This window comes from Streptomyces endocoffeicus (assembly GCF_016741935.1).
In the GTDB taxonomy this organism is placed as follows: domain Bacteria; phylum Actinomycetota; class Actinomycetes; order Streptomycetales; family Streptomycetaceae; genus Streptomyces; species Streptomyces endocoffeicus.
Genome location: NZ_JAERRG010000043.1, coordinates 23016 through 45269 on the forward strand (window position 1 = coordinate 23016; position 22254 = coordinate 45269).

General features: G+C 66.2%; 15 protein-coding genes. 11 read left to right on the forward strand and 4 right to left on the reverse strand.

Annotated features, from left to right (window positions below):
- Nucleotides 1-61: 61 nt before the first annotated feature.
- The 9 genes from eccB (at nucleotide 62) to JK364_RS48675 (ending at nucleotide 10469) form a co-directional block, all read left to right on the forward strand.
- On the forward strand, nucleotides 62-1624 hold the full coding sequence (eccB, locus tag JK364_RS48635; RefSeq protein WP_201857881.1) for a type VII secretion protein EccB: 1563 nt from the start codon (nucleotides 62-64) through the stop codon (nucleotides 1622-1624).
- A gap of 21 nt (nucleotides 1625-1645) precedes the next feature.
- The gene (gene mycP / locus JK364_RS48640) at nucleotides 1646-2905 is read left to right on the forward strand and encodes a type VII secretion-associated serine protease mycosin (RefSeq protein ID WP_201857910.1); all 1260 of its coding nucleotides are present in this window, start codon (nucleotides 1646-1648) and stop codon (nucleotides 2903-2905) included.
- An 89-nt stretch (nucleotides 2906-2994) separates the two neighbouring features.
- A complete protein-coding gene (locus JK364_RS48645; RefSeq protein WP_201857882.1) occupies nucleotides 2995-3459 on the forward strand; it encodes a hypothetical protein in 465 nt (154 codons plus the stop codon).
- Nucleotides 3460-3466: 7 nt separating this feature from the next.
- Complete coding sequence (locus tag JK364_RS48650) at nucleotides 3467-5332, forward strand: alpha/beta hydrolase (protein WP_201857883.1); 1866 nt, start codon at nucleotides 3467-3469, stop codon at nucleotides 5330-5332.
- Nucleotides 5333-5420: 88 nt separating this feature from the next.
- Nucleotides 5421-5906, forward strand: a complete 486-nt coding sequence (locus tag JK364_RS48655; protein ID WP_201857884.1) for a hypothetical protein — start codon at nucleotides 5421-5423, stop codon at nucleotides 5904-5906.
- Nucleotides 5907-6224: 318 nt separating this feature from the next.
- Nucleotides 6225-6683, forward strand: coding sequence for a DUF2563 family protein (locus JK364_RS48660; protein ID WP_201857885.1), 459 nt, complete (start codon nucleotides 6225-6227; stop codon nucleotides 6681-6683).
- A 1627-nt stretch (nucleotides 6684-8310) separates the two neighbouring features.
- The gene (locus JK364_RS48665) at nucleotides 8311-9552 is read left to right on the forward strand and encodes a S8 family serine peptidase (protein WP_201857886.1); all 1242 of its coding nucleotides are present in this window, start codon (nucleotides 8311-8313) and stop codon (nucleotides 9550-9552) included.
- A 132-nt stretch (nucleotides 9553-9684) separates the two neighbouring features.
- Complete coding sequence (locus tag JK364_RS48670) at nucleotides 9685-10059, forward strand: WXG100 family type VII secretion target (RefSeq protein WP_201857887.1); 375 nt, start codon at nucleotides 9685-9687, stop codon at nucleotides 10057-10059.
- A 98-nt stretch (nucleotides 10060-10157) separates the two neighbouring features.
- On the forward strand, nucleotides 10158-10469 hold the full coding sequence (locus JK364_RS48675) for a WXG100 family type VII secretion target (protein WP_201857888.1): 312 nt from the start codon (nucleotides 10158-10160) through the stop codon (nucleotides 10467-10469).
- A 67-nt stretch (nucleotides 10470-10536) separates the two neighbouring features.
- On the opposite strand, the gene JK364_RS48680 is transcribed toward JK364_RS48675, so the two are convergent.
- From JK364_RS48680 to eccCa, 4 genes are all read right to left on the reverse strand, one after another.
- Nucleotides 10537-11229: a hypothetical protein gene (locus tag JK364_RS48680; protein ID WP_201857889.1), complete on the reverse strand. Its 693-nt coding sequence runs from the start codon at nucleotides 11227-11229 to the stop codon at nucleotides 10537-10539.
- Complete coding sequence (locus tag JK364_RS48685; protein WP_201857890.1) at nucleotides 11229-13538, reverse strand: hypothetical protein; 2310 nt, start codon at nucleotides 13536-13538, stop codon at nucleotides 11229-11231. The genes JK364_RS48680 and JK364_RS48685 overlap by 1 nt, the downstream gene beginning before the upstream one ends.
- 50 nt (nucleotides 13539-13588) lie before the next feature.
- Nucleotides 13589-14038, reverse strand: a complete 450-nt coding sequence (locus tag JK364_RS48690) for a type VII secretion target (protein WP_201857891.1) — start codon at nucleotides 14036-14038, stop codon at nucleotides 13589-13591.
- 102 nt (nucleotides 14039-14140) lie between these two features.
- A complete protein-coding gene (gene eccCa / locus JK364_RS48695) occupies nucleotides 14141-18091 on the reverse strand; it encodes a type VII secretion protein EccCa (protein ID WP_201857892.1) in 3951 nt (1316 codons plus the stop codon).
- Nucleotides 18092-18271: 180 nt separating this feature from the next.
- On the opposite strand from eccCa, the gene eccD reads away from it, so the two are divergent.
- Entirely contained in the window at nucleotides 18272-19723 is a 1452-nt protein-coding gene (gene eccD / locus JK364_RS48700; RefSeq protein WP_230993694.1) for a type VII secretion integral membrane protein EccD, read from the forward strand.
- A gap of 66 nt (nucleotides 19724-19789) precedes the next feature.
- Nucleotides 19790-22240 (forward strand): outer membrane protein assembly factor BamB family protein, encoded by a 2451-nt coding sequence (locus JK364_RS48705; protein ID WP_201857894.1) that lies wholly within the window; start codon nucleotides 19790-19792, stop codon nucleotides 22238-22240.
- Nucleotides 22241-22254 lie beyond the last annotated feature (14 nt).

The window sequence follows — 22254 nt, forward strand, 5'->3', positions numbered from 1 at the left end:
CCAGGACCGAGGGCAGGCCACCTGACTACCGAGGCCGAAAAGCGGGGAGAAGCGGCTAAAAATGGCATCACGGCGGGACGAACTCAACGCCTATATCTATGCGAAGAAGCGGACAGTCGCCGCCTTTTTGCAACCCACGCCGAGCGGCACGGAGGAGGGTGCGCCGCGTCCGCTGCGCGCGGTCCTTCCCGGAGTCGTCGTCGGGGCCCTGATCCTCGCCGGTTTCGGCGCCTGGGGCATGTTCAAGCCCGTCGCCCCCAAGGGGTGGGACACGCCGGAATCGCATGTGATCGTCGGCAGTGACTCCACCACTCGGTACGTCATCCTCAAGACCGGTGGCAAGCCCCAACTCCACCCCGTGCTGAACCTGGCCTCCGCCAAGCTCCTTCTCGACCCCGAGAAGTCCAGCGTCATCAAGGTGAAGGAGTCGGAGCTGGACGACGGCCACATCCCGCGTGGCCCCACGATCGGCATTCCCTACGCACCGGACCGCATCCCCAGCGCGGACGAGGCGAAGAAGCGCATGACATGGGCGGTCTGTGAACAGCCGGGCGGCAATGGGAACACCACCCAGAAGGCCGTCTTCCTCTTTTCCGACCGGGACCCGAAGCTCAAGAAGCTGCGCGGATCCCAGGCGCTCCACGGTGGCCAGGCCCTCTATGCGCAGGGCCAGGACGGCGCCCGCTATCTCGTCGATCCGCGGGGCGTGAAGTATTTGATCGGCGGCCCGGATTGGAAGGCCAAGTCCGCCTCGGACACCAATCTTCTGCTGCGTTCGATCTTTCACGACGGCGCGAAGCCACAGCGGGTCACCAGGGACTGGCTGGCGACCTTCAGGGACGGGGCACCGATCGACTTTCCGCAGGTCCCGGGCCGGATCGGCGATGACGCCGGGGTCCCGAGCCTCGGCGAGGCGAACCGGGTCGGCATGGTACTCGAAGCGCCCACCGGAGCCGGCACCCAGAAGTATGTGGTGCTGCAGGGAAAGGTCCAGCGTGTCTCGGAGTTCGTGGCCAAGCTCCTGCTCAGGAGCAAGACCGCCATCAATGAGGCGAGTATGGCCAAGCGTGTGGCAGCCCCGTCTTTCAACCCGGACACGGAGAACGATTTCTACGGCAAGTACCATTGGCCCAGCGAAATCCCGAGCCAGGCCAATTCCGTCGATCCCGCGCTGGGCAGCGGAGCCCGGGACACCAGCTGCAGCATCTTGGACGGGGTGACCGCCAAGGGCGGTGCCAGAGTGGCCACTTGGGCGGGCAAGGACTTCCCGGCCACCATCCCGGACGGTGCTACCAGCGCCTATGTGACCCCCGGGTCGGGAGTGCTCTACCGCCAGGTGAGCGGCAAACAGATCAAGAACGGTCCGGTCTTTCTGGTGACCGACACCGGCCTTCGCTACTCGGTCCAGTCCAACAACGACAGCGATTCCGGCAAGTCGAAAATCGGCGATGAGGGCTCCGACAAGGACAAGGCCACGCAGACCCAGCAGGACGTCAACAAGGCCCAGCGCAGCCTCGGATACCAGGACGTCAACCCGATTCCGGTACCCGCGGACTGGTCGGAGTTCCTGCCCACGGGTCCACGCCTCGACGCCAACAGCGCCAAGCAGCCCCAGGGTTCATAGGACATGAGGAAGCCCGAACATATGCGGCGCACCAGCAAGCCCCTCGCCCTGTCGGCGGCGGCTGTCCTCACGGCACTGACGGCGGCGGCCGGACCGACATCGGCCTCCGCGGCGCCGGATCTGTCCCTCGCGGGCAGTGGTGAATGCACCTATCCCGCCAAACAGATAAAGGGCACCCCCTGGTCCCTCCAGCGCGTCATGCTCGACCAGCTGTGGCAGGACACCAAGGGGCTGGACTCGAAGGGCCGTCCGATCAAAGTCGCCGTCATCGACACCGGCGTCGACAACACCAATCCTCAGCTCAAGGACGCCGTCGACACCAGCAAGGGCAAGGAGGTCCGTAAGGGCGGCAAGAAAAGCCTGTCCAAGGGGAAGAAGGGCAACGGGACGGACGACTCGGTCGGCCACGGCACCAAGGTCGCCGGTATCATCGCCGCCCGCCCACACTCGGGCACGGGATTCGTCGGCATCGCTCCGAAAGCCAAGATCATCCCGATCCGGCAGAACGACGAAAAGGGCTCCGGCACCACCGACACCATGGCCACGGCCATCGACTGGGCGGTGGACGCGGGAGCCCGCGTCATCAATATCTCGCAGGACACCGTCAAGCCACTCCAGACAAACAGCACACTGCAGCAAGCCGTTGAGCGCGCACTGCAAGCGGATGTCGTCGTGGTCGCCTCCGCCGGAAACGACGGTCTCGACGGCAAGGTCAAGAAGACCTACCCGGCCGCTTACGACGGCGTCCTCGCCGTCGGCGCCTCGGACCGCAACAACGAACGCGCCCCCTTCTCCCAGTCCGGCGACTTCGTCGATGTCGCCGGTCCCGGCGTCGAAATGGTCTCCACCGTTCCCAAGGGCGGCCAATGCGTGGACAACGGCACCAGCTTCTCCGCGCCCTACGTCGCCGGCGTCGCCGCCCTGATCCGCGCCAAGCACCCGGATTGGCACCAGGACGAGGTGGTCGCCCAGATCGAGCAGACCGCCGAGCGCGCCGTCAACCACCATGACCGCTTCATCGGCTGGGGCGTCGTCGACCCCGTCCGCGCCCTCACCGACGACGAAACCCGCATCGACCACGTCACCCTGGACAAGGGTGCCGCCCACGACGTCGCGGCGCCCGACCCCGCCCCCATGCCCCTGGGCGAGACCCTTCAGGAGCGCAAGGAGCGCCTCGCGACGTACTCCGTGGGCGCCGCCGCGATCGTGGTGGCGGGCATCGCGGGCCTGGCGGCGGTTCTCAACGAACGGAGGCGTCGGCGCTCCGGCATGGCTGAGTAGAAGTACTCATGGAGGTGTATGAAGTGTCTTCTACACTGGGCTATTTGACGTAACTGTGAGTCGTGCGAGGCCGGGGAATCGGGGAGCTTATGTCGACGTTCGAGGCGGAATGGGCGCAGATGAAGCGGGAGGCGTCCGGTGACACCGGGATGAGTCTCGCGAGCGCGGACAACAAGCCCGGCTGGGCGCAAGGCGGATCGGGCGGGGTGAAGTCCAGCAAGAAGGCTTGGAGCACAGCCGGTCGCAGTGTCGGCAAGCTCCGGGGGGACATCAAGACCGCTCTGACGAAGCTGGAGGAGGAGCAGACCGGCCTGGGCGCGGGCAGCAAGAGCGGCGGCGGCATTGAGAGCGCGGCGGCTCAGCGGGAGCTCTACAACTCCTGGAAACGCTACCTGAAGGGCGTGAGCGGGAAGTGCGCGGCGATTCAGGACCGGCTTGAGAAGGCCGGGGATCACCAGTACAAGAACGACGAGGCCACCAAGGGTGCGTTCGACGGGCTGGATGCCCTGTACAAGGACACGAAGCCTGTCGGCGGCGACAGCCGGGGTCGGTGACGCGGCGGTGGATTACGCGACGCTCAAGTCTCTCAAGCCGTCGGAGTTCGAGGATGCCGCAGGCGGCTATAGGACCGTCGGCGACATGGCCAGTCAAGCCAAGGATGACGTCGAGAGTCAGATCATCGCAGGCATGCGGAAAACGGTCGATGGCCAAGCCGTTCTCGAAGGTGAGGCTGCTGAGGCCGCTGTGGTGCAGCTCCGGAAGCTGGCGACGAACTTCCACTACACCCAGGTCGAGTGCGCTCTCATCACCACCGCTCTCAATTCTCTGGCCTATGAACTCCTAGCAGCCAAGCACAAGCTCGACGCCGCTGTGGAGGACGCCGAGGCGGAGAAGTTCACGGTGGGTTCTGATGGCTCGGTGAGCTACCCGGCGGGCGGCGACAAGGCCGACGGCAAAGTGCCGGAGGGCGGCACGGTCACGGGCAGTGCCAAGGGCAAGCCGACGAACCAGCCGATCGACCCGACCGGCGACGCGAACGACGCTGCCGACGCTCTGGAGCGCCAGGCGGCGAACATCCACCCCAACCCCAACTTCGGCCGTGCGGTAGCCATCGCCAACCGCATCGCCCAAGCCGTCTACGACGCCACGCAGGCGGACGAGAAGTGGGCCCCGAAGCTACGCAAGCTGAAGGCCGATGACGATCTGCACGTTTCCCGTTACGACTGGACCGACGCCCAGAGCGACACGAGCGGTGTCCGCAGCGGAGCGAAAGATTACCTAGACGACATCAAGCATCCGCCCAAGGACGGCAGTCCGAAGGACAATGCGAAGTGGTGGAAGGGTCTTTCCGACCAGGAGAAGGCCGACTATGCCGCCATGTACCCGGCTGGCCTCGGCAAACTTGATGGTATTCCCGCGGATGTCCGTGACGAAGCGAACCGTATTGACCTGGCGGAAAAGCGAGCCGACTACCAGATCCGGCTTGATGCTATTCCAAAGGAACCCACGAAATTCAGGGATCTCGGTCCCAATACTACGGCGTACACCCAGGAGTGGCTCGACTGGCACCATAAGTACGAAGGCGAGAAGAAACGCCTGGAAGGCGCCCTGAAGGGCATGGCCGCCATTGAGGATCGATTTGATCAGACCGGTCGGAATGGATTGCCGGAGGCATACCTGCTCGGTTTCAGCCCCGAAGGTCGAGGGCGTGCGATTGTCGCCAACGGCAATCCGGACACGGCCGACCACACTGCCGTCTATGTCCCTGGCACAACCTCGAACCTCAGTAAAATTCACGGGGATGTCAACCGCATGACCAACTTGTGGCATGCATCCGAACCGCTGGCGCCGGGGCAAAAGGTCTCGACCATCACCTGGCTCGGCTACGACGCGCCGCAGAACATTGTCACGGACGCCACTCGCCCCGGGTACGCCAATACTGGCGCACCCGCGTTCAACCAGTTCGTCGATGGCTTGAACGCGTCAAGTGAGTCGGGGACGGACAGCCATGTCACCGCGATAGGCCATTCCTATGGCTCCACCCTCATCGGTTCCGCAGCACGTCAGGGCGACCTGAACGCGGACGACATCATCTTTGCGGGAAGCCCGGGTGTCCAGGTCGGCAGTGCAGAGGATCTGGATGTACCCAAGGGGCATGTCTGGAACGAGTACGCTGACGGAGATCCAGTGCCTGAACTCGGCCGTGCATTCCACGGTGGTGACAAGAGCGGTCGCTTCTGGCACGACGCGGACATGCCCATCATTCCCGCTGATGCCGAATTCGGGGCGCATCAGATGACCACCGACACTGAAGGGCACAGTGGCTATTGGGATTACGACTTGGATGACGAAGACAGCTCGCAAAGTCTACTCAACCAGGCCAACGTGGTGGTGGGGCGACATGACAAGGTGCAAATCAGTGACTAGCTCCGCACGTAGCCGAATGGGTATCCTTTCGCCCTTCGGTATTATCATGTCTCTGGCGGCGGTAGTTGCATTGGCAGGGTGCTCGGGAATGAGTGACAAGAAGAAGGATGAGCTGGGCTACACGCCGAAGACACGAAAGGTTGCTGACGCGGAGGAAGAAGCGGCTGGTCTTTCCAGTGCAATCTTTGATGTGATTGACTTGCGCGCGAAGACGAGTAAGTCGGGGCCATCGGTTGCCCGTTGTGGTGGCAAGGATGAGGTAAAGTTCTACAAGATCAACCATGCTTGGTCTCTGTGGGGCGTGCCGGTCAAGGACATGAAGCAGGCAATGTCGAGGCTCAAGGAAGATCTCCCGCAGAAGGGTTGGAAGATCATCAAATACGGGCCGGACAAGAGCCCGAGTAAAAGCCCTGAGCTCATCGCCGATTCCACGAAGAAGCAGTACTCGGTCAGCATCCATCTCTACGACGAGAGTGATAAGACCGGGTCCAAAGCGCCCAAGTCCTTGATCTATGTGCTTCTGACCTCGGCCTGCTTCCAGGTCCCCGACGGTCACACCGTGGACGAGTACTGACCCATACGACTTGAGGCAGAGGCTCCGCTCCGGTCCACCTCCCACCGTGCACAGCCGTACCGTGCCGGGCCGCCTGGTCTGGGGCCGTCAGGCAGCACAGCTGTGCCGTCATCCTGCGAAATAGGTATGCGTACTCATGTGCGCCTGTGGTGAAGTCGTTAGTGTCATCAGATGTGACGTGTGCCTCGTATGCGTCGTTTGGGGGCGGGGGTCGTTACTGAACTGTCGACGACCCACAGCTACGGGGCAGTTGGGGTGTCCAACGCTGATGGATAGAGTGGCTTAGGACATCGTTGGTGTCATACGGGGAGGGACAGCGTGAGGCCCATAGAGCCGGGGTCTGAGCCACAGACGCCGTTCGGCAAGAAGCTCGTCAAGGAAGCCGAGACGCTTGCCAAGTTCAAGAAGCGCCTGGACAAGGTCCTGACCGACCTTGATAAGTCCCCGGCATCGCGCAAGACGATCTCGCAACAGTCCATCACCCGGGACGCGTACGGCTCGGGCACCGGGTTCACCTCCGCTGACGACCTGGCCAACCTCTATGAGAAGGTCCATGCGCGGTTGGAGACCCTGTCCAAGTCCTTCGGCGACCAGATCGAGGCCATGGGCCTCATGGCGATCGTCGCCGAGCGCGGCTACGACGGCATGGACGCCGAGCAGGCCCGTCGAATGCGGGAGATCCAGACACGTACGCGGAAGTACTACCGCGAGCCCGAGAAGCACGCGGGTCAGAGTGGGAATCACGGCGGCAAAGAGGTCGGGGGCGACGCGCTGTGAGGGGGAGAGGGTAGATGGCCGGAGGGAAGTTCGAGGATCGGTCGCACGACGAGCTTTACAACATGGTCGCGACCGCGAAGCCGGGCGCGCTGACCGACGTCGGGGCCGCTTTGACGGCTGCCTTCGACGACATCAGCGCCATCGCGGAGGAACTCAAGGCACACGCTGAGCGGGTGCACTGGGAGGGCGAGGGCGCCGACGCCTTCCGCGAGTGGGGTCGTGAGGTGGCAAAGCAGACCCACAAGATGGCCGACTACACCCTGCTCGTCGGCGTGCATATGACTGCTGCGGGCCAAGGCCTGACCGAGGTCAAGGCGGCGATGCCGGCCCCGACGGCGGCCGATGACAAGAAGCACAAGAGTGACGCTGAGAAGGTGGTCGCGGACAAGCACCATCTGGAAGCGCTCCAGCAGATGGACAAGCTGGACTCGTACTACGAGACGGCGCATACCGAGATCAATGATCTTGAGGAGCCGAACTTTCCGCCCTTGCCGTCTGAGTTCGGGAACTACTTCGAAGGCAATCCAGGGCCATCGGGTGCATCGCCGTCTGCGAACGGAAACGCAGGTGGACAAAGCCCAGCTTCCGCTGCGCCGTTCGCAGCTCGCTCTCATTCCACTGGTGGGCCGGACCTCGTCCAGCACCCAGGAGTGGCCTCCACAGGACACGGCAACTTGGGCGTGGAGGGGCTGCCGGATGTTGTGCCAGATGCCAGGACGAGCATTGACTCCACGAACACGCTACCCTCGCCTGACGTCATCGACCCAAGCAAGCTTCCTGCTTCGCCACCGCAGGATGCGCCCGAGCGGCACGTGAATCCTGTGGTGCCAAACGGACCCAGGCCGCTCCTGCCAAGCGCCCCGCCGCCCATGCGCGGTGGGGGTAATCCCGTACGAGAGCCCCTCCCTCCCTACCAAGGCGCTGCAAAGCAGCCTCGGCCGACGGGCCTTCCTCGAACCGGGTTGCCTGACGGTATTCACGGCGGGCAACAGGCTCGCCCACCGGGGCAAACCAACACTCCGCGGATTCCCCGAGGCAGGGTTATCGGAGAAGAACAAGGGCTCATGAGGCGTGGGCCGATGGGGCCCGCCACGCACGGCTTCAAAGGCACGCCTCCGCCCGCGAACGGCGGGCCGGGCCGACGGCTCGCCTCAGAGCCGGGTGGGACCGTGGACAGTCCACGAGGACCGAACAACGCGAATGGACAGCGTTTGCCGAAGGGCACGGTCGTCGGAGACGAACACGGCATCCCGCCCAGGCGTGGTCCCCTGGGCGCGAGCGGTGTGTCCGCCGAGGGGGGTGCGCACGCGCCCGGGAGCGGTGGTGGCCAGGGTCGGCGGCTCGCATCGGAGTCGGGAGGTCCCGTCAGCGGTACGCGTTCTGGACGCGGAACGCAGTCCGAATTCACCCCAGGGGGATCCGGGCTTGTGCGGGGTAACCAGGAGGAGCCTGAGCCGATGCCGCGGTCTGGCAGGACAGCCCCGAACGGCTCGGAACCCTCCGGCTCCAGGCCCGATTACCTTCAGGAAGACGAAGAGAGCTGGTCGGGTGGACGGCGGGACACGGTCCCGCCGGTCATCGATTAGATCGACAGATCCCTGTGCAATGCCGAGGAGAGCACTCACCTATGCCATTTCAGAAGTACGGAGCGCGGCGGCGCTCCCTGTCGGCTCTGGCGACCCTCGGAGCCGGCCTCATGGCGGTGGGTGGTATCGCGCCCGCAGCAGCTGCACAGGACATCAGCTCTCAGCAGTGGTACCTGAAGGACATGCAGGCCGACGACATGTGGAAGGTGAGTAAGGGTAAGGGGGTCACCGTCGCCGTCATCGACACGGGTGTTAAGGCGTTGCCAGAGCTACAGGGGCAAGTGCTCGAAGGCGCGGATATGTCGCATAACCCGACGGGCGCACATAAAGACGCGGATGGTCACGGAACAAACATCGCCGCTCTGATCGCTGGCACGGGAGCTGGCGGTGGTATCCAAGGACTGGCTCCTGAGGCCAAGATCCTTCCTGTAAAGGATGTGCTGGACGCGCGGGTCGATTCTGCGGATGGGAACGTGGGCAGGGCCATTCGGTACGCGGCGGACCATGGGGCACAAGTCATCAATGTCTCGCAAGGGTCAGACGCTGTAAGCAGTCAGCTCCCTCGGACGCTCTCAGCTGTCAAATATGCCATCAAAAAAGGCAGCCTCATTTTCGCTTCTGTAGGAAATGCCGGCGACAAGGCCAATGAAGTGGCCTATCCAGCTGGATTTCCAGGTGTTGTGGGTGTGGGTGCGATCGACCGTGAAGGCAAGGCAACGAAGTGGTCGAACTCGGGTGATCAGGTAGGAATGGTCGCAATCGGGGATGAGATCCCCATACGCTGCGGGAACAATGTCTGCACGTCTCGTGGCACTAGCCAAGCCACCGCCATCACCTCCGCCTCCGCCGCCCTGATCTGGTCCAAGCACCCCAAGTGGACCAACAATCAAGTCCTCCGCGTCATGATGCAGACCGCCGCGAAGCCCAAGACCGGTGACATCCCGAGCAGTTACCTCGGGTATGGCTCGGTTCGGCCTCGCAAGGTGCTCCTCGATGGCGAAGGGGATCCGGGGCCGGCGAACACAAATCCGTTGCTCGCTCGTGAGGGAGCGACGAAACCAAAGCCTTCCGAGTCGGCGTCTAAGCCGGCGGGGGATGCTTCACAGCCCCCCGCATCGGATGAGCAAGCCGCTAAGAAACCCGCAGCGGAGGCCAAAGCGAGCGACGACAGCGGTAATACGACGCTCTGGGTCGCCTTGGGTGCGGGTGTTGTCGTGGTCGTCGGGGCCGTGGTCGCCTTCACCGTCGTGCGGCGCCGTGGCGGAACGATGGCCAGGCCGTAACCAGCACCAGCACGAGCACCAACTACAGCTATACGCTTCCTGCCATGTCGGGTAGGGAACTCCACAGAGTGGTGAGCTGACGAAAGAATCCCCAGCTCGGCTCACCAACACATCATGGGGGAAGGTGGAAAGATGTCGGGCTCGCAGCGGATAAGCGACGCACATTTCAAGAAGTTCGAGGGTGACCTCGGTCGCGTCAGCGAGGACCTCTCGCAGAACCTGCGCACGCTGATCAACGCCATCGACACGGTGGAGGCGGCGTGGACCGGTCAGGGCGGAAGCGCATTCCGGAGGGCGCAGATGAGCCTCAATGAGGATCACGAGGCCCTGCGTCAGCTGATCGTCAACATCCACGAGGCGGTGCAGCTCACGCACCGTTCCGGTGGTGCCAACGACACCGAGATCGCATCGCAGCTCCGCAGCGTTGACGTCAATGGCAGCGCGGCGGGCGGGCAGCTCGGCAGTGGTGCGGATGGCCTGGCCCACAGCAAGGTCGACCAGTTCTAGTCGGCTGAGGGCGCCGTCGCGGAAGGTCTTTGCGAGGGCAGACCCTTACGGCAGTAACGATCGACAACCATCAAGACACTACGAGGGGTGGAGCATAAGTGTCCGGTGACGGGATGGACATCAAGGTCACATACAACTCGCTCGAGGACACCGCCGGTGACCTCGAGCGCGGCGCCAGGGTGGTGAGCCAGCAGATCGAGACCATCATCGCCTCGGTCAAGGCCGTCACTGACGGTTGGGAGGGCGAGGCTCACCAGATGATGCTCGCCGCCGAGAGGCAGTTCAAGACGCGCGCCAACCACATCGAGACCACGCTCAAAGAGGTGGCGACCAAGGTCAGGACCGGCAGCATGGACTACCACGCGACCGACAAGAAGTCGGCCCAGCTGTTCCAGGACATCACCTTCTGAGGGTGCGGTCGCAAGAACATGGGGGTGGGCAACCGCTTCAGCGGTTGCCCACCCCCATGTTCACGTTCTAGCGCAGCCCCCGTTTCGGCGGCGGTGCCACAACCTTCGGATCCGGATATTCAGGATCTTCCCGGCAGCCCAACGTCGACGTTATCTGTTTCGCCGAGGCGATGAGCAGCTTGGCGTGCGAGTGGTCGCTGACGGTGAAGTAGTCGCGCATGGCGAATTCCAGGGAACGGCCCCCTCCGGATTCCGTCCCGCCGCTGTCGAGGTCACACGCGACGACGAGCCTGCCGGCATCCTCCGGACCGACGGTGGTCGTGTAGTGCACCGAGTGGCCCGATGGGGGTGATTGGGGAGTCCACGCCACGGTGATGGCGAGCAGTTCTTTGCCGTCAGCCTTGTCCGTCACGCTACAGAGTTCCTCGGGCGTGCTTCTCCTGGCTGAGTCCTCCTGCAGCGCCTTTGCCACCTGGCTGAAGCTCTTGGTCTTGACCGGATAGACCTTGCTCGGTCCGTTCGGCTCCCGAGCCTCTTTCGCGATGGCCTCATCGAACAGACCATCGCAGGCTTGGGCGACGGGAATGAGCCCGGCGTTTGCGGTCGGCTTCGCGGTCGGTTTCGGAGAGCCTGATTCGTCGTCGCCACCGCCACAGCTCGTGACGGCGATGACAGACGTGCAGGCGAGGGCCGCCAGTCGCCCAAGAGTCAGACGAAAATTGCGTAGCACGATCTCTCCTGTCGGCTCTATTCGCTCCATCAACTGCCGCTCCCGGTCAGCTGGGCGTCACCCACGCCACGTATGTAGCCGGCCTTTACGCGCTCGCTGGCCTCGTTGTACCAAGGGCTGTCGTCGAGTCCAGGATGGGCAGCGATGTAGGCATCCAGCGGGTTGACCGAACGACGCTGGCTCGCTTCGACGAACTTCTTCTGCATGTTGTGAGCGTCCGCGTCGACCTTGGCGTCGAACTCCTTCTGCTGTTTCTCGATCTCCCGGTCGATGTTGATGCCGGTCTGGGTGTCGATGGCACCGGTGGCGGCGTCGACGAAGGGCGTGACGAAAGGCGTGGCCTTGGCCGCCTCGAACGGAACGGTGACGAGGCTGGTGACGGTACTGATCCCGGTACTCGTCCGGTACTTCTGCCATTCTCCCGCCTCCGACAGCTTCCTCGCCTTCTCCTCTTTGCTGTCGTTCGCATCGCTCATGATGGCGTCCGAGCGGGCCTCGTCCAGGATGCCCTGCGTCTCCGCGCCGGTGCCCAGAGCCAGAGTGAGAGGGTCGTCCGCATTCGGGTGGGCCTTCAGGACGTTTGTCGTGAAGTCGTGCTGGGCTGCTGACAGAATCTGGTAGCCGCCGTCATCTCTGCCGACCGCCGACAGGAAGTTCTTGGCTGTCTCATTGGCGACGGAGATGTCGGACGGGCCGAGTGCACCGAAAGCCGCGTCGCGGGTCTTCGCCCCCGATTCGGCATCGCCGTGGTTGGCCGTGGCCCAGTCCAGATTGTCGATGTAGCCGGCGCCCACGCGGGCCAAGCTGTCACTGAGGCCGGCCTTGTCCGCGAGGATGCCGGAGTTGTCGCCGACCACGCTGATCAGCTGCGTCGCGACATTGACACTGGCGGGGTTGCGGTGGAGACCCAACTCGGGCTGGTCGTACGGATGCCCCAGCGCGGCAGCCTCGAAGGCGTGCCCCAGTTCGTCGTAGCCGTATCCCTTGCCGTCGTCGGCGTAGAAGTTCCCGTTCAACCACTTGCGCTCTTTGAGGAGATACATGAGATCGTCGTTCGGCGGGACGCGCGCATCCTGTTCAAAGCGGTCGCGGTGGAAAATCGTCTGGGCCGCTTCGGGATTGTGCCCCAGCGACTCCATGTAGCCCGCCATGGGGTCGACTCCGTGGTCATTGTCCTCACCGAAGTTGACGTACGTCTCGTATCCGTCGGGCCAGTAGAGGTCCTTGAGGTCGTCCTTGTGCTTGCGGTCGAACTCGAACAGGCCGCCGGTACGGCCGTCCTTGCTGTGCGGATCGGGATAGCCCTTGCCGTAGTCGACGAGGAAGTCCTTGTCGTACTCGCCGTACCGCAGAAGGCTGCTCATCACCTGGAAGCCATACGACCCCGGATCACGCGTCCCGGCCTCCCAGTCGGTGTCCATGACACGCTGGGGCCCCAGCTTGATGACCTCCTTCTTCCACTGCTTCATCTCATCGCTGTTGGAGTGAGAGGCGGTGGCGAGGGTATAGCCGAGAGATTTCTGGAGCTTTTCCAGGTTCTTGGTGCGCTCGTCGCCGAATTGCTGGCCATTCGTGACGTGCTGCCAGAATTCCAGGGTGTCCTTCGCCCCGAGGTCGGTGGCGAACTTCTCGGAGAAGTAGGGGTCGCCCTCGTGCCGGGAGAGAAGCGTGTTCGCCCGGGCGATCTCGGTGGGACTGAGGTTCTTCTTGGACCGCACCAGCTTCTCGACCTCTTTGAGGTCCTTGCCTGCCTGCTCGCGACCCGCCTTGGCGTCCTTGGTGCTGTTGTACCCGTCGGCGGAGAATCCTTCCTTCCGGCCGTTGCCGTCCTGCGTCAGTGCCCATGCCAGAATCTCGTCGGTCGTGGTGGCGTTGGCGACGACCTCGCTGATGTAACCGTTGTAGTCCCCCACCACTTCACTGAAGTTCTTGGCCTGCAGCCCCTGTTGCATCGGCGTGAGGTCATCGAGGTTCGTCGGCTTGTAGGAGACGTGCCCGGTGTCATCGATGGCGAGGTGCTTCGCCTCCTCGATTTCCTTCTTGTACTCCTGGAGCTTCTTCTTGGCGCCCTTGAACGCCGTATACGCGTCGTGCAGCAGGCCATGCACGTCCTCGGCTTCGCAGGCGGCCAATTCGATCTCTTTCGCCGCCTTCTGCATCCTCGTGAAAGCCGAATCCGCCGCCTCGCCCTCCCAATCCGAGTTGGTCAGGGGGGTCTGCACCTCAGTGCGCAGATTCGTGCCGACCTGCCGGAACTTCCCCGGCAGGGTGCGCCATTTGCCGACCGCTTCGGAGAGTGGGGTGAGGTCGACGGTGATGAGCGAGTGATACGTGACCATAAGTGCTTCCGCCTTGAGCTGGGACCGTCGTTCCGAGGGAGGGGCAGGTGCTACCTGGCGACCTTGTCCTGGCCGCCGTCCTGCTTCTTCTTCCCGCGGTCGATCTGCTCGCCGACGCCCTTGTCGGTCACCTCGAAGTGCGTGGCCGCGTCCCTCAACGGACCCGCCAGGCCCTGCGTCAGGAGGCCCTGGGCGTAACGCATCTGGTCCCGCCACCGCTCCTGGAAGGTGGCGAAAGCCGCTGCGGAGTCGAAGCCCTTGAGGCTCGCTTTCACCTGACCGGTCTCGGTCATGGTCTCATTGTCTGCTTTGGCGAAGCCGGTGCTCACGTGGTCGACTTTGCCCGCCTTGCTGCGCAGCACTGAAGCGGTGACCTTCAGCTTCTTCTGTGGAATTCCCCGGCCGCCATTGCCATCGTCGAGCTGATTGAGCCGCGTATGGGTTTCCTGCTGCTTTGAGGCTTCGGCCCTGATCTCGGCCCATTCATCCTCGAACGACATGATTCCCCCTGTGGCTCAGGTCGCAAAGCGAGCCTGCTAGCTTGACGTAAGACGTCAAGCTAGCAGGGGGCTGCGCGGACCGCAGCCCCCGCACACGCGGCCCTATTGCTCCGGCAGCCACCCCACCTGGGTCAGCGGTACCCCGCGCTTACGGGAGACGAAGAAGCCGCGGCCGGGCGGCATGGGCCGGGGGCGGACTCCGCCGAAGACATCGCCCTCGCCGGGGTCGCCGGAGAGCACCATGCCCTGGGCGCCGAGTTCCTTCACCCGCTGCATGAAGGTCTCGAACATCGAACGGGAGGCGCCCGCGGAATTGCGGGCGATGATGAAACGCATGCCGACGTCGCGGGCGAAAGGCAGGTTCTCGGTGAGGATTGCCAGCGGGTTGCCGCTGCTGGTGGAAACCAGTTCGTAGTCGTCGATGATGACGAAGAACTGGGGGCCGGTCCACCAACTGCGGTCGCGGAGCTGTTGCGGGGTGATGTCCGGCTTGGGGGCACGCCGTTCCATCAGCCCGTTCAGCGCATTGGCGTGGAGTTCCAGGGCCGATGCGATCGGGGCGTACTCGAGGAGATGGCTGTCCGGGATGACACCGAGCAGGGAACGGCGGTAGTCGCCGACGACGATCTTCGCTTCCTCCGGGCCGTACCGCTCGATGATCTGCTTGGCGATCAGGCGGATGAGCGATGTCTTGCCCGATTCGCTTTCACCGAAGATGACGAAGAACGGGTCGGTCTCGAAATCGACGAATACCGGTTCCAGGTTAGTCTCGTCGATGCCGATCGCAATGCCGTGCTGCGGGTATTCGAAGCCCTTGGGGAGCTCGTCCGCGCGGAGCTTGCGCGGGAGCAGTCGCACGCGCGGGGCGGGCGGGCCGGTCCAGGCCGCGCTGACCGCGCGGACCAGTTCGGTCGTCGCATCCGTCATGGTGTCGGGGTCATTGCCCTTGTCGATACGTGGCTGAGCGCCCATGAAGTGGAGCTTTTCCGGGAGTTGACCGCGGCCGGGGACGCCGACCGGGACGTTCGCGGCGACCTTGCGGTCGAACTCCGAGTCCATCGTGTCACCCAGACGCAGCTCCAGCCGGTTGAGCAGCTGATCCTTCAGCGACGCGCGGACCTCCATGTTGCGGGAGGCGGTGATGACGACATGGACGCCGTAGCCGAGCCCGCGGCCGGCGATATCGGTGACGATGCCTTCCAGCATGTCGTACTCGGCCTTGAAGTTGCCCCAGCCGTCGACGATCAGAAAGACATCGCCCCAGCCCTGGTCGGCGTGTTGCCCGGCCGCTCGCTGGCGTCGGTAGGTGCCGATGGAGTCGATGTTCTTGGCGCGGAAGTACTCCTCGCGCCGGGCCAGAACACCGGAGACCTCGGCGATGGTCCGCCGCACCTTCTCGGGGTCCAGACGGGAGGCGACCCCGCCCACATGCGGAAGGTCCGCGATGGCGCTCAAACCTCCGCCACCGAAGTCGAGTCCGTAGAACTGCACCTCGGCGGGGGTGTGGGTGAGGGCGAAGCCCGTGACCAGTGTGCGCATCAAGGTGGACTTGCCGGACTGCGGGCCGCCCACCACCAGCATGTGGCCAGCGGCGCCGGAGAAGTCGCGGTAGAGGATGTCGCGCCGCTGCTCGAACGGCTTGTCGATGAGGCCCAGGGGAACGACGAGACCGCCCGGCCTGGCGTAGTCCGCCGACTGCAGGCCCCGCTCGCGCGTGGGGGCCAGCGGCGGCAGCAGCTCGTCCATCGAAGGCGCCTCGTCCAGAGGAGGCAGCCAGACCTGGTGGGCGGGCTGACCTTGACCCTCTATACGGCTCACGATGACGTCCAGGACCGTCTCCGCCAGCGCGTCGTCCTCGGGCCGAGCCGGGGCGGTCAACCGCTCCGGGTCCAGGGCGGCGTACGTCACCGGGACCGGGACGGCCGTGAACAGAACCGGCCGGCGCTCGACGGGCAGGGACGCGCTGTCGAATTGCGCGGGGCCTGTGCGGTACGTGCCGGAGACGTACGCCGCCTTGAAGCGGGTCATCTCGTCCGTGCCGAACTTCAGATAGCCGGAGCCGGGCACGGAGGGAAGGTGGTACGCGTCCGGCACTCCCAGGGCCGTACGGGACTCGGCGGCGGAGAAGGTGCGCAGACCGATGCGGTAGGAGAGGTACGTCTCCAGGCCACGCAGGCGGCCCTCCTCCAGCCGCTGCGAGGCGAGCAGCAGATGCACACCCAGCGATCGGCCGATGCGGCCGATCTGGATGAACATCTCGATGAAGTCCGGCTTCGCCGTCAACAGCTCGCTGAACTCGTCGATCACCAGAACGAGTGATGCCAGGGGCTCCAGCGGGGCCCCGGCCGCCCGCGCCTTCTCGTAGTCGTGCATGTTCGCGTAATTGCCCGCCGAACGCAGCAGCTCCTGACGGCGCTGCAGCTCACCGGTGATCGAGTCACGCATGCGGTCGACCAGTGTGAGGTCATCGGCGAGGTTGGTGATGACCGCGGCCACGTGAGGCAGCTCCGACATGCCCGCGAAGGTGGCGCCGCCCTTGAAGTCCGCGAGGACGAAGTTGAGAGTTTCGGACGAATGCGTGACCGCCAGCCCCAGCACCAGTGTCCGCAGCAGCTCCGACTTGCCCGAGCCCGTCGCGCCGACGCACAGACCATGCGGGCCCATACCCTCCTGCGCCGCCTCCTTGAGGTCCAGCATGACCGGGGAGCCGTCCTCCGAGACGCCGATCGGCACCCGCAGCCGCTCGGCCAGCGAACGGGGCCGCCAGGTGCGGGAGACATCCACCGAACCGGCGTCGCCCAGCCCCAGCAGCTCGGTGAAGTCGAGGTTGGCGAGCAGGGGCTCATCGTCGTCGTCCCCGCCCATGCGCAACGGCGCGAGCTGCCGCGCGAGCGCCTCCGCCGCTTCCACGGACAGTGAGTCGGGGATGCCGTCGTACCCGGCGACCTGCGACTCCAGCTGTAGTTTGCCCGGCCGCACGACGATCGACAGACCGCCGCGCGGCTCGTCGAGTTCGCCCGCCACGACCTCGATGACGGTGACGCCCTGCAGGCCCTCGGGCGCCGCGAACGCCGAGTCCGGTGGCACCATCGCTCCGTCCAGCACGAGCACCAGATGCGGCTGGTCGAGCAGCGGCTGCCCTTCCCTGCTGAAGCGGGTACGGCCTTCCAGCCGCCCCCGCAGCAGATCCTCCACCTCGGCGAGGGAGTCGCCGAACAGCCGCCGCGAGCCGGCGCCGTCGAAGGACCCCGGCACCTGCGCGTGGGGGAGCCACTTCGTCCACTCCCACTGCTCCGCCGCGCCGGGCGAGGCGACCGTCGCGATGACGAGGTCCTCCGGCGAGTGCAGGGTGGCCAGTTGGGCGATCAGCGCCCTGGCGATCCCGTGCACCTGCTCCGGAGCTCCGGACACGGTCATGTGGTAGAAGGCGCGCAGCGACACCGCCATGGGCAGGTTGTCCAGTGACGCCTGGGTGGCGAGGAAACGCTGCATCGCGCCTGCCGTCAGAGGCTCCAGCTCGTCCACGGTGGCGGTCTCGGGGGCGATGAGGGGCGTGGAGAGCTGCTGCGTGCCCAGCCCGAGCCGTACCTGAACGAAGTCGTCGTCGGTCAGCCGCCGTTCCCACACCCGGCCGCCTTCGGCGACGATCGCCCACAGCTGCTCCGGGGCGGGGTGCAGATAGAACTGGGCGTCGCGCTGCCGCCGGGCCGTGCGCCGTACGGTTCGGCGCGTCTGCGCGAGGTACTTGAGGTAGTCGCGGCGCATGTCCGCCCGCTGGCCCTGAGAGCCCTGCCGGTGCCGCATGATCATGGCGATGGTCATGGCGAGCGTGGAGAACATCATCATCACGCCCATGATCTTCATCATCGGGGCGGCACCCGGCATGAAGAAGTAGACCATCGACGAGCCCATGCCCAGCGTCGGCAGCAGCTGCATCAGCATGCCTTCTTGCTGCCCGCGCGGCAGTTCCGGGGGTGGCTCGAGGCGGAGTTCCTCGGTCGGCACCTCGGGCGGCAGAGCCCGTGGCTGGCGCTTGACGACGACCTGGCTCACCGGATCCCTCATCCCTCCGTACGGAGGGACAGTTCTCGTCCGGCACCCCCGTGGCGACGGCCTCCCTCCGCGAGTCAGCGATCCTATCGACGTATCGGCTCCTGAGCCCCGGTAGGGTGGCCGCCGCGCGCATGACACCGGCGATGTCGCAGACCGAACCAGGGGGCCTTACACGTGAGTATGTCCGCAACAACCGGTTTCTGCAGGGTGACCGTCGTCGCGCCCGACAGCCGGATCGATGTCGCCCTTCCGGAGGACATCCCTGTCGCCGACGTTTACCCGGAAATCCTGCGCCTGACGGGGCAGACGCAGCCGGCCGGCGCCCCCACCGGCTATCACCTGGTCCGACGCGACGGCACCGTCCTGGACAGCGGCCGCTCCCTCCTGGCCCAGCAAGTTCTGGACGGGGAACTGCTGGCGCTGCGGCCCTTCGCCGAGTCGTTGCCCCCGGCCGTCTATGACGATGTGTCCGATGCGATCGCCTCCGCGGTCACGCGCGACCGCACGCTGTGGAACGACCGGTTCCTGCGTGCCGCCGGGCTGCTCGGAGGGGCGCTGCTGCTCATCCTCATGGGCTTCGTGCTCTGGTTCGCCGATCCGGTCAAGCACGACATGCACGGCCTCCCGGGTGTCATCGCCGCCGCCGTCGGCGTGTTGCTGACTTCTCTGGCTGGGGTGCGGGCGCGGGTATACGAAGACCGAGCCTCCGCCATAGCCCTCGGCCTGTCCGCCCTTCCCCATCTCATGATCGCTGGATCGGGGATCCTGGCCCTGGACGCGGGGGAGGGTGTCGGACGACTCCAGTTCTTGCTCGGCTGCGTCACCGTGCTCGTCGGCTCGGCTGTCCTGGTCGTCGTCATGCCCAGCGGCGACGCTCCGTTCGTCGCCGCCGTGTTCGCGGCGAGCGTCGGGACCCTCGCCACCTTCTGCGAGATCGTCACCGATACCGAGGCCACGGAGACGGCCGCGGTGTGCGCCGTCGTCGCGATCGGAGTGATCGCCTTCCTGCCGGGTCTGTCGGCTCGAGTCGCCCGTCTGCCCATCGGTTACGCCGCGCCCCACTCCTCGGCCGATGAGCTCGACGCCGGTCCGGATGCCGAGCCCCTCGACATTCACCGCATCGCCGCCCAGACCCGTCGCGGCCACGAGATGCTGTTGGGCATGGTCGGTGGCTGCTCGGCTGTCGTCGTCGGTGCCGCCGCGGTCCTGGGCTTCTCCGATGGCGCGTGGGCGCAGCTCCTCGGGCTCGCGGCCGGTCTGGCGATGCTGCTGCGCGCCCGCCTCTTCCGCTACACCGCCCAGGTCGCCGCCGTCTTCGGTGCGGGTCTGCTCGCCCTCGCCCTGCTCGTCCTGGGACTGTCGCTCAACCCACCGGCCGACGCGGTTCTCAAGCTCCTGACCGAGAACGACCGCGGACCGCTGGACATCCGTACGATCTGGCTCGCCGCGGCCGTGATCGCGGGCGCCGGCTTGATCATCGCTGTCGCGCTGATCATTCCGAAGAACGGACTGTCGCCCTTCTGGGGACGTCTGTCCGACCTGGCCGAGAGTGCCTTCCTGCTTGCTCTGGTGCCCCTGTGCCTCGCCGTGCTGGACGTCTACAGCTCGGCACGGAGCCTGACCAGTGGCTGAGTGCCTGGCCCTTCCTCCGGGAGGGGCGCCCACCGTACGGCTGCCCGGGGAGTTCGGGAGGCGTGGGTGGAACCGCTGAGCGAGGACGACCCGCGGCGGCTCGGGCCGTATCACATCATCGCCAAGCTGGCTCCTGGTGAGGAAGACCCGGCGGAGGCCGCCCGCCTCTTTCTCGCTCGCAGTGCCGGTGGGGTCCGTACGGTGCTCATCAGCACGCCGTCTGCCGAGTTCGCCGAGGACGCGGCGTACCGCAGCCGCTTTCTGACGGAGGCGGAGGGCGCCCGACGGCTTGCCGGCGCTTGGCCGCTTGCCCGGCTCGCCCCCGTCGAGATCTCCGACAGTGCGCCCGAACCCCCGTGGAGCGCGTTTCCGTACCGCCCGATGCTGCCGCTGCCGGGCGTGTTGCAGATGTGTGGGGGGCCGCTTCCGGTCCGGACCTTACGTGCGCTGGGAGCGGCCCTGGCCGAGACGCTGGCGGAGATCCACCGGGCGGGCTTCACCCACGCGGGGATCGCGCCGGGGACCGTCTTCGTGACGAGTGACGGGCCGTGGCTGGGAGGTTTCGGCGCGGTACGGGCAGCGGGACCCGACGGGCAGAGTCGAGTGGGGCTTTCCGGGTTGGCCGCCGACGCCCTGCCTCCGGAGCAGATCGCGGGCGGGCGCCCACGGCCGCTGGGGGACGTCTACGCGCTGGGCGCGGTGCTGGCGTACGCGGCGACCGGGCGGCGGCTGTCCGAGGCGGGCGATCTGCCGGAGGAGCTGAGGAGCATCGTGCTCCCGTGTCTCGCTCCGGACCCGGCGGAGCGCCCGACGGCGGCGGCGCTGGTGGACGGGCTGACCCGGGGCGTGCGGTTCCCGCTGTCGGCGAGCGTGACGGCGGCGTCCTCGGGGCCCACGCCGACGGTGCTCGACAGCGGGTCCGCGGGTCCGCCCGCGGCCATGCCGGCCGGTGGGCCAGGTTCGACCGCGGTGGACGGGGGCCTTGGCAGGGCGGCGGCGCTGCTGAGCCCCGGCTGGCTGCCGGCACCGGTGGTCGTCGCACTGGCCGAGCAGTCCGCGGCGACGCTGGCGGCGGAAGTCGAGCCGGAAGTCGAGCCGGCGGAAGCGGAGTCGGCGGTGCGCACGCCGCTGAAGCTGAAGGAGGGCGCGCCGAACCCGGGAGAGACACCGGGCGCGCCGGACCCCATCGCCGCGGGCCGGGGTGACATGCCCGGCGCCCCGCATGCGCCGACCCGCCTGCCGGACGGCGCCGGCGTCACCGGGAGTCCGCCTCGGCCGGATGCCGCACGGCCCTCCAGGCGAGCCCTGCTCGTCGGGGCGGCCTCTGGTTCGGCCGGTCTCGCGCTCGGCGGCGGTGCGATGTGGATGGCGACCGCCGAGGACGACCCTCTGCCGCCCACCCCGGCCGAGCGCCTGGCAGCGGCCAACCACTCCCGTCGTCGGCTCGCAGGCGCCCCGCCCACACCGCTGTGGCGCCATGACATCGCCGGTGGGCCACCGACACACCCCCCGCTCATCTGGTCGGACAAGGTCGCCGTCGTCGCGAACGACGCGGCCGTCACCGGAATCGACCTCCGTACGGGCAAGCGACTCTGGACGCAGGACGACGTCCGCCCCAGGGGACGGCTTCTGCCCATCGGTAAGGATTCGATCCTGGTCCCGGGTGACGGGCTCGCCGCGCTGTCCGCCGAAACCGGCGACATCCAGTGGTGGCCGAAGAGCTTCCGGCCGGGTGGACGCACTCCGTACGCCGCCCTGCTGGCGGTGGAAGGCGGGACCGTCTGGCTCGCGGCGGGCCGCCGGGGGAGCGGCGCGGCCGACGATGGTCTCGTGATCGCCTATGACCTCGCCGGGCGGGAAGAGCTCTGGCGCGGCCCGTTGCCCGGGGGCTTCGACGAGGGGTACCTGACGAAGGACACCCTCGTCGTGCGGGGCGAGATGTTCCTGGCCTTCGACCGGGAACGAGGGACACGCCGGTGGCGGCGGTCCTATGAGGGCGTGACCGCCGGACGGCCGGTGACCACCGATGGCCGTGACACCCTCATCGCCGCTGTCAGCACCACCTTGCGCGGATACGGCTTGGCGGACGGCGGCGGCTCCGCGTGGAGCGTGACGGCCAAGGGCGAGGCCGGATCCGGGCGCACCGCCGACTTCGGCGCTCCGGTCGTGCACGGCGACGTCGTGTACGCCGCCGACGGAGGCTACGCGGTCCACGCGCTGTCGACGGCCACGGGAGAGGTGCGCTGGCAGCGGACCTACGCCTTCGCGATGAAGACGCTGTCCGGAGCGCGTACACCCGACACGGCCGTGGATCCGTCCGGACGCACGGTGCTCACGGCGAACGACGTGGAAGTCGACGCTTTCGACGCCGAGGACGGCGCCCTGCGGTGGCGCTTCATGGACCTCGGTGCCGCGGCGGACAAGGGATCCGTCACGGCGCGGCGCCGGGTGGCCGTGACGGACGGCCTGGCTGTCGTCACCAGCGGGAGAAGCGTCTACGCCGTGCCGTTGAGCTGAGCCACGGCTGTCCG

What these genes read in the sequence shown, in the direction of transcription:
- eccB (WP_201857881.1), top strand. Translation starts at nt 62, where the DNA reads ATGGCATCACGGCGGGACGAACTCAACGCCTATATCTATGCGAAGAAG.
- mycP (WP_201857910.1), top strand. Translation starts at nt 1,646, where the DNA reads ATGCGGCGCACCAGCAAGCCCCTCGCCCTGTCGGCGGCGGCTGTCCTC.
- JK364_RS48645 (WP_201857882.1), top strand. Translation starts at nt 2,995, where the DNA reads ATGTCGACGTTCGAGGCGGAATGGGCGCAGATGAAGCGGGAGGCGTCC.
- JK364_RS48655 (WP_201857884.1), top strand. Translation starts at nt 5,421, where the DNA reads ATGAGTGACAAGAAGAAGGATGAGCTGGGCTACACGCCGAAGACACGA.
- JK364_RS48665 (WP_201857886.1), top strand. Translation starts at nt 8,311, where the DNA reads ATGCCATTTCAGAAGTACGGAGCGCGGCGGCGCTCCCTGTCGGCTCTG.
- JK364_RS48670 (WP_201857887.1), top strand. Translation starts at nt 9,685, where the DNA reads ATGTCGGGCTCGCAGCGGATAAGCGACGCACATTTCAAGAAGTTCGAG.
- JK364_RS48680 (WP_201857889.1), bottom strand. Translation starts at nt 11,229, where the DNA reads ATGGAGCGAATAGAGCCGACAGGAGAGATCGTGCTACGCAATTTTCGT.
- JK364_RS48685 (WP_201857890.1), bottom strand. Translation starts at nt 13,538, where the DNA reads ATGGTCACGTATCACTCGCTCATCACCGTCGACCTCACCCCACTCTCC.
- JK364_RS48690 (WP_201857891.1), bottom strand. Translation starts at nt 14,038, where the DNA reads ATGTCGTTCGAGGATGAATGGGCCGAGATCAGGGCCGAAGCCTCAAAG.
- eccD (WP_230993694.1), top strand. Translation starts at nt 18,272, where the DNA reads ATGTCCGCAACAACCGGTTTCTGCAGGGTGACCGTCGTCGCGCCCGAC.